Origin of the sequence: Acidovorax sp. (genome assembly GCF_046314175.1) — a bacterium.
Taxonomy (GTDB): domain Bacteria; phylum Pseudomonadota; class Gammaproteobacteria; order Burkholderiales; family Burkholderiaceae_C; genus Acidovorax.
Genome location: NZ_JBKBXG010000183.1, coordinates 1 through 4,051 on the forward strand (window position 1 = coordinate 1; position 4,051 = coordinate 4,051).

Annotated in this window: 4 protein-coding genes; 2 read left to right on the plus strand and 2 right to left on the minus strand. The window is 64.3% G+C overall.

Features of this window, described 5'->3' with window-relative positions; translation table 11 throughout:
• A partial coding sequence (locus tag ACK4OE_RS25410) for a 2Fe-2S iron-sulfur cluster-binding protein (protein WP_409889200.1) occupies nucleotides 1-923 on the minus strand: 923 nt, incomplete at its 3' end.
• A 109-nt stretch (nucleotides 924-1,032) separates the two neighbouring features.
• Between ACK4OE_RS25410 and ACK4OE_RS25415 the strand changes: the two genes are divergently transcribed.
• Complete coding sequence (locus tag ACK4OE_RS25415) at nucleotides 1,033-1,962, plus strand: LysR family transcriptional regulator (RefSeq protein ID WP_409889201.1); 930 nt, start codon at nucleotides 1,033-1,035, stop codon at nucleotides 1,960-1,962.
• Nucleotides 1,963-2,133: 171 nt separating this feature from the next.
• On the opposite strand, the gene ACK4OE_RS25420 is transcribed toward ACK4OE_RS25415, so the two are convergent.
• Complete coding sequence (locus tag ACK4OE_RS25420; RefSeq protein ID WP_055398690.1) at nucleotides 2,134-2,955, minus strand: pyruvate, water dikinase regulatory protein; 822 nt, start codon at nucleotides 2,953-2,955, stop codon at nucleotides 2,134-2,136.
• Between the two features lie 264 nt (nucleotides 2,956-3,219).
• Between ACK4OE_RS25420 and ACK4OE_RS25425 the strand changes: the two genes are divergently transcribed.
• Nucleotides 3,220-4,051 (plus strand): PEP/pyruvate-binding domain-containing protein (locus ACK4OE_RS25425; RefSeq protein ID WP_409889202.1); only part of this gene is annotated, 832 nt, incomplete at its 3' end.

Below are 4,051 nucleotides of genomic sequence, written 5' to 3' on the forward strand. Positions count from 1 at the left end.
GCCAGCAGCGTGGTGGTCTCCACCATCGGGGGCGAGCCGCACAGGTAGGCCTGCCAGCCTTGCAGGCTCGCGTGGTCCTGCTCGATGGCCTGGGTCACCAGCCCGCGCCGCTGCGTGGCAGGGTCGGCGCCTGATGCCACCACCACATGCACCTGCAGGGCAGGGTGCACGCCGCGCAGATGTTCTAGCCATGCCAGGCCATACAGCTCGCGCGGCGAGCGCAGACCGATGTACAGGTGAATGGGGTTGCGCATCCCGGCGGCCACTGCGCCGCGCACCACCGACAGCACCGACGCCAGCCCGGTGCCCCCAGCCACGCACAGCATGGGCCCCGTGTGCTGTTGGCGCAGATAGGCCGCACCCAGTGGCCCGCTGACCTTGACCTTGTCCCCCACCTTGAGCTGCCCGGCGATGTAGCCGCTGACCCGGCCCTGGGGCATGAGCTGTATGTGGAACTCCAGCAGCTGTTCGCCCGGCAGGTTTGCCATGGAGTAGGGGCGCACATGCGTCGGCGTGAACCCCAGCTGCACGTACTGGCCTGGTGAAAACGCAATGGGTTTTGCCACCTTGAGCAGCAGGCGCCGGATGTCTGCCGCCAGCGGCTCGATGGCCACCACGGTGGCCTTGGCCACGCGGGCGCGGTGCACCACGGCCTCTTCGGGGGCGGGCACTTCGATGGTGCAGGGCTCGGTCACATAGGTCTGGCAGGCCAGCACGGCACCGTCCACGCCGTCCAGCGGGCGTTGCTGCTCGCGCCCGCCATCGAGCACCTCACCAGACAGCACCCGGCAGCGGCAGATGCCGCAGCGGCCCGACAGGCACGAATACGACATCGGAACCTGCGCCGCGCGCAGGGCGTCGAGCAGGTTCACGCCGGGCTCGGCGCGGATCACGCGGTTAAGCGGCTGAACGAGGATGTCCATGGCGGGCTGCGTTCAAGGTCATGCGGGCGATTGTGCCCAGAATTGCGCCTGCCAATCACTGGCTGCAATACGATGGGCACTTCATATCACCCGAGCTGATGGAGTCGCGATGGAGCTATCGGATATCGACCTGAACCTGCTGGTGCTGTTTCAGCAACTCATGGTCGAACGGCGCGTGTCGAAGGTGGCCGACAACCTGGGGCTGACACAGCCTGCGGTCAGCAATGCGCTCGCCAAGATGCGGCGCATTTTTGGCGACGAGCTGTTCTTGCGCACCTCGGGCGGCATGGTGCCCACGCCTTTTGCCGAGCAATTGGGCGAGTCCGTGGGGTATGCGCTGGGCATGATCCACAGCGGGCTGAACCAGCGCACACAGTTCACGCCCGCAACGCTCAAGCGCACCATCACCATCGGCATGACAGACATTGGCGAGATCGTCTTCCTGCCCGCGCTGCTGGAGCGCCTGGGGCGGGAGGCGCCGGGCGTTACGCTGAACACCGTGCGCAACAACGCCGCCCATCTGCGCGAAGACATGGAGGCTGGCAAGGTGGACCTGGCCATCGGCCTGCTGCCGCAGCTGAAAGCCGGGTTCTTCCAGCGGCGCTTGTTCCGCCAGCGTTATGTTTGCCTGTTCCGCAAGGGCCATGCGCTGGACCGGCCCAAGCTGCTGCTGTCGGACTACAAGGCGGCAGAGCACCTGGTGATCGTGTCGGCGGGCACGGGGCACGGCAAGGTGGATGAATTGATCCAGAAGGCCGGCATCGACCGCCTGGTGCGGCTGAGCGTGCCGCACTTTGTGAGCGTGGGCCACATCCTCCAAAGCACGGCGCTGGTGGCGACGGTGCCCGAGCGGCTGGCGCTCAAGCTGGTCGAGCCCTTCGGCCTGGTGCTGCGCACGCACCCCGTCAAACTGCCTGACGCTCCCATCAGCGTGTTTTGGCACGCCAAGGTGCACCGCGAGCCGGTGAACCAATGGCTGCGCAGCATGGTGTTTGAATTGTTTGGGGGCGATGGCCCCGCAGGAGGTGGTCTGCCGTGATCTGCGGGCGGGGCTTGCGGCGCAAGCCAGACTGCACCACCGGTCCTGTGAGAACAATGCTATGTTATTTATAGCGTGTTGCGCTTGTCAGTAGGGCGGTAGAGCCTGTTTTTGCATGAATCCGCCATGGCCCCCGAGGGAGGTAGGGTCGTACTTGCCATGCAAGGCTGCTCAATACACCAGCCTCTCCGGCCGAATCTCCTGCAGGATGGTCGTCGCAATCTCTTCAATCGACTTGGTGGTGGTGGACAACCACCGGATGCCTGCGCGGCGCATCATGGCCTCGGCTTCGGAGACCTCCATGCGGCAGTTCTCCAGGCTGGCGTAGCGCGAATTGGGGCGGCGCTCGGCGCGGATCTCGGCCAGGCGGTCGGGGCTAATGGTCAGGCCAAAGATCTTGCTGCGAAACGGCACCAGGGCCGGGGGCAGCTGGCGGCGCTCGAAATCCTCGGGGATCAGCGGGTAGTTGGCGGCTTTCAGGCCACATTGCATGGCCAGATACAGGCTGGTGGGGGTCTTGCCGCTGCGGCTCACGCCCACCAGGATCACGTCGGCACCTGCCAGGTCGCGGTTGCTCTGGCCGTCGTCATGGGCCAGGCTGAAGTTGATGGCTTCGATGCGGTCTGTGTATTCCTTGCTGCGGCTCACGTCGCTGAAGCGGCCCACACGGTGGTGCGATTTGATGCCCAGCTCCTGCTCCAGCGGGTGGACGAAGGTGCCAAACATATCGAGCAGCATGCCCTTGCAGCCGTCCTGGATGACCTTGAGCACTTCCATGTTGACCAGCGTGGTGAAGACGATGGGCTTTTTGCCCTCGACTTCTCCAGTGTGGTTGATCTGCCGCACGGCTTGGTGGGCCTTGTCCACCGTGTCGATGAAGGGCAGGCGCACATGGCGCGGCTTCATCTCGAATTGGGCCAGGATGGCGTTGCCGAAGGTTTCGGCGGTGATACCGGTGCCGTCAGAGACAAAAAATACGGTGCGCGAGTGCATGGAGCCCCTTTTTTTGGATGCGGCTTGCGCCAGCCGGGTTGCCACCACAAAGAAGTGGTGATTGCCCGATTTGCGTAAGTCGCGTGAAAGCGTCAGCCCGCTGCCAGATGCTCGGGCCTACAATTGTCACAATTATCCAATTCTCACCATGCACCGCGTCGGCCCACAACCACAACGACAAAGCCTCAGGCCGTGCATGGCCGCCTGCCAGGAGCCATCCAGGGCCCGGCACGCAGACCCGGTTTCAACTTCTGGAGCTTTCCCATGTCTGCACTTTTCAGCCCGACCGCCCTGGTCGTACCGTTTGAAAACCTGAGAATGACCGATGTCGAGGTCGTTGGCGGTAAAAACGCCAGCCTCGGCGAGATGATCTCCCAGCTGCCGCAGGGCGTGCGTGTGCCCACGGGCTTTGCCACCACCGCCCACGCGTTCCGCGAGTTCCTGGCCTATGACGGCCTGGCCGACCGCATTAGCGCCAAGCTCAAGAGCCTGGACACCGAAGACGTGCGCGCGCTTGCACAAGTCGGTGCAGAAATCCGCGCCATGGTCGAGGCCCAGCCCTTCCCGGCCGACCTGCAAAAGGCCATTGCTGATGAATTTGCCAAGCTGAGCGCTGGCAACCCCGCCGCCTCGTTTGCCGTGCGCTCGTCGGCCACGGCAGAGGACCTGCCCGACGCTTCGTTTGCAGGCCAGCAGGAAACCTTCCTGAACGTGGTGGGCATCGACGAAGTCATGCACAAGATGAAGGAAGTGTTCGCGTCGCTGTACAACGACCGCGCCATTTCCTACCGCGTGCACAAGGGCTTCGAGCACGATGTGGTGGCCCTGTCGGCCGGTGTGCAGCGCATGGTGCGCTCCGACCTGGGCGCCGCCGGCGTGATGTTCACCATCGATACCGAGTCCGGCTTTGAGGACGTGGTCTTCATCACCAGCAGCTACGGCCTGGGCGAGACGGTGGTGCAGGGCGCCGTGAATCCCGACGAGTTCTACGTGCACAAGCCCATGCTCCAGGCAGGCAAGAAGGCGCTGATCCGCCGCAACCTGGGCAGCAAGCTGATCCAGATGGTGTTCTCCACGCCTGAGGAAAAGGCCGCCA

Coding starts and splice junctions, on each gene's coding strand:
- ACK4OE_RS25415 (WP_409889201.1), top strand. CDS start 1,033: ATGGAGCTATCGGATATCGACCTGAACCTGCTGGTGCTGTTTCAGCAA.
- ACK4OE_RS25420 (WP_055398690.1), bottom strand. CDS start 2,955: ATGCACTCGCGCACCGTATTTTTTGTCTCTGACGGCACCGGTATCACC.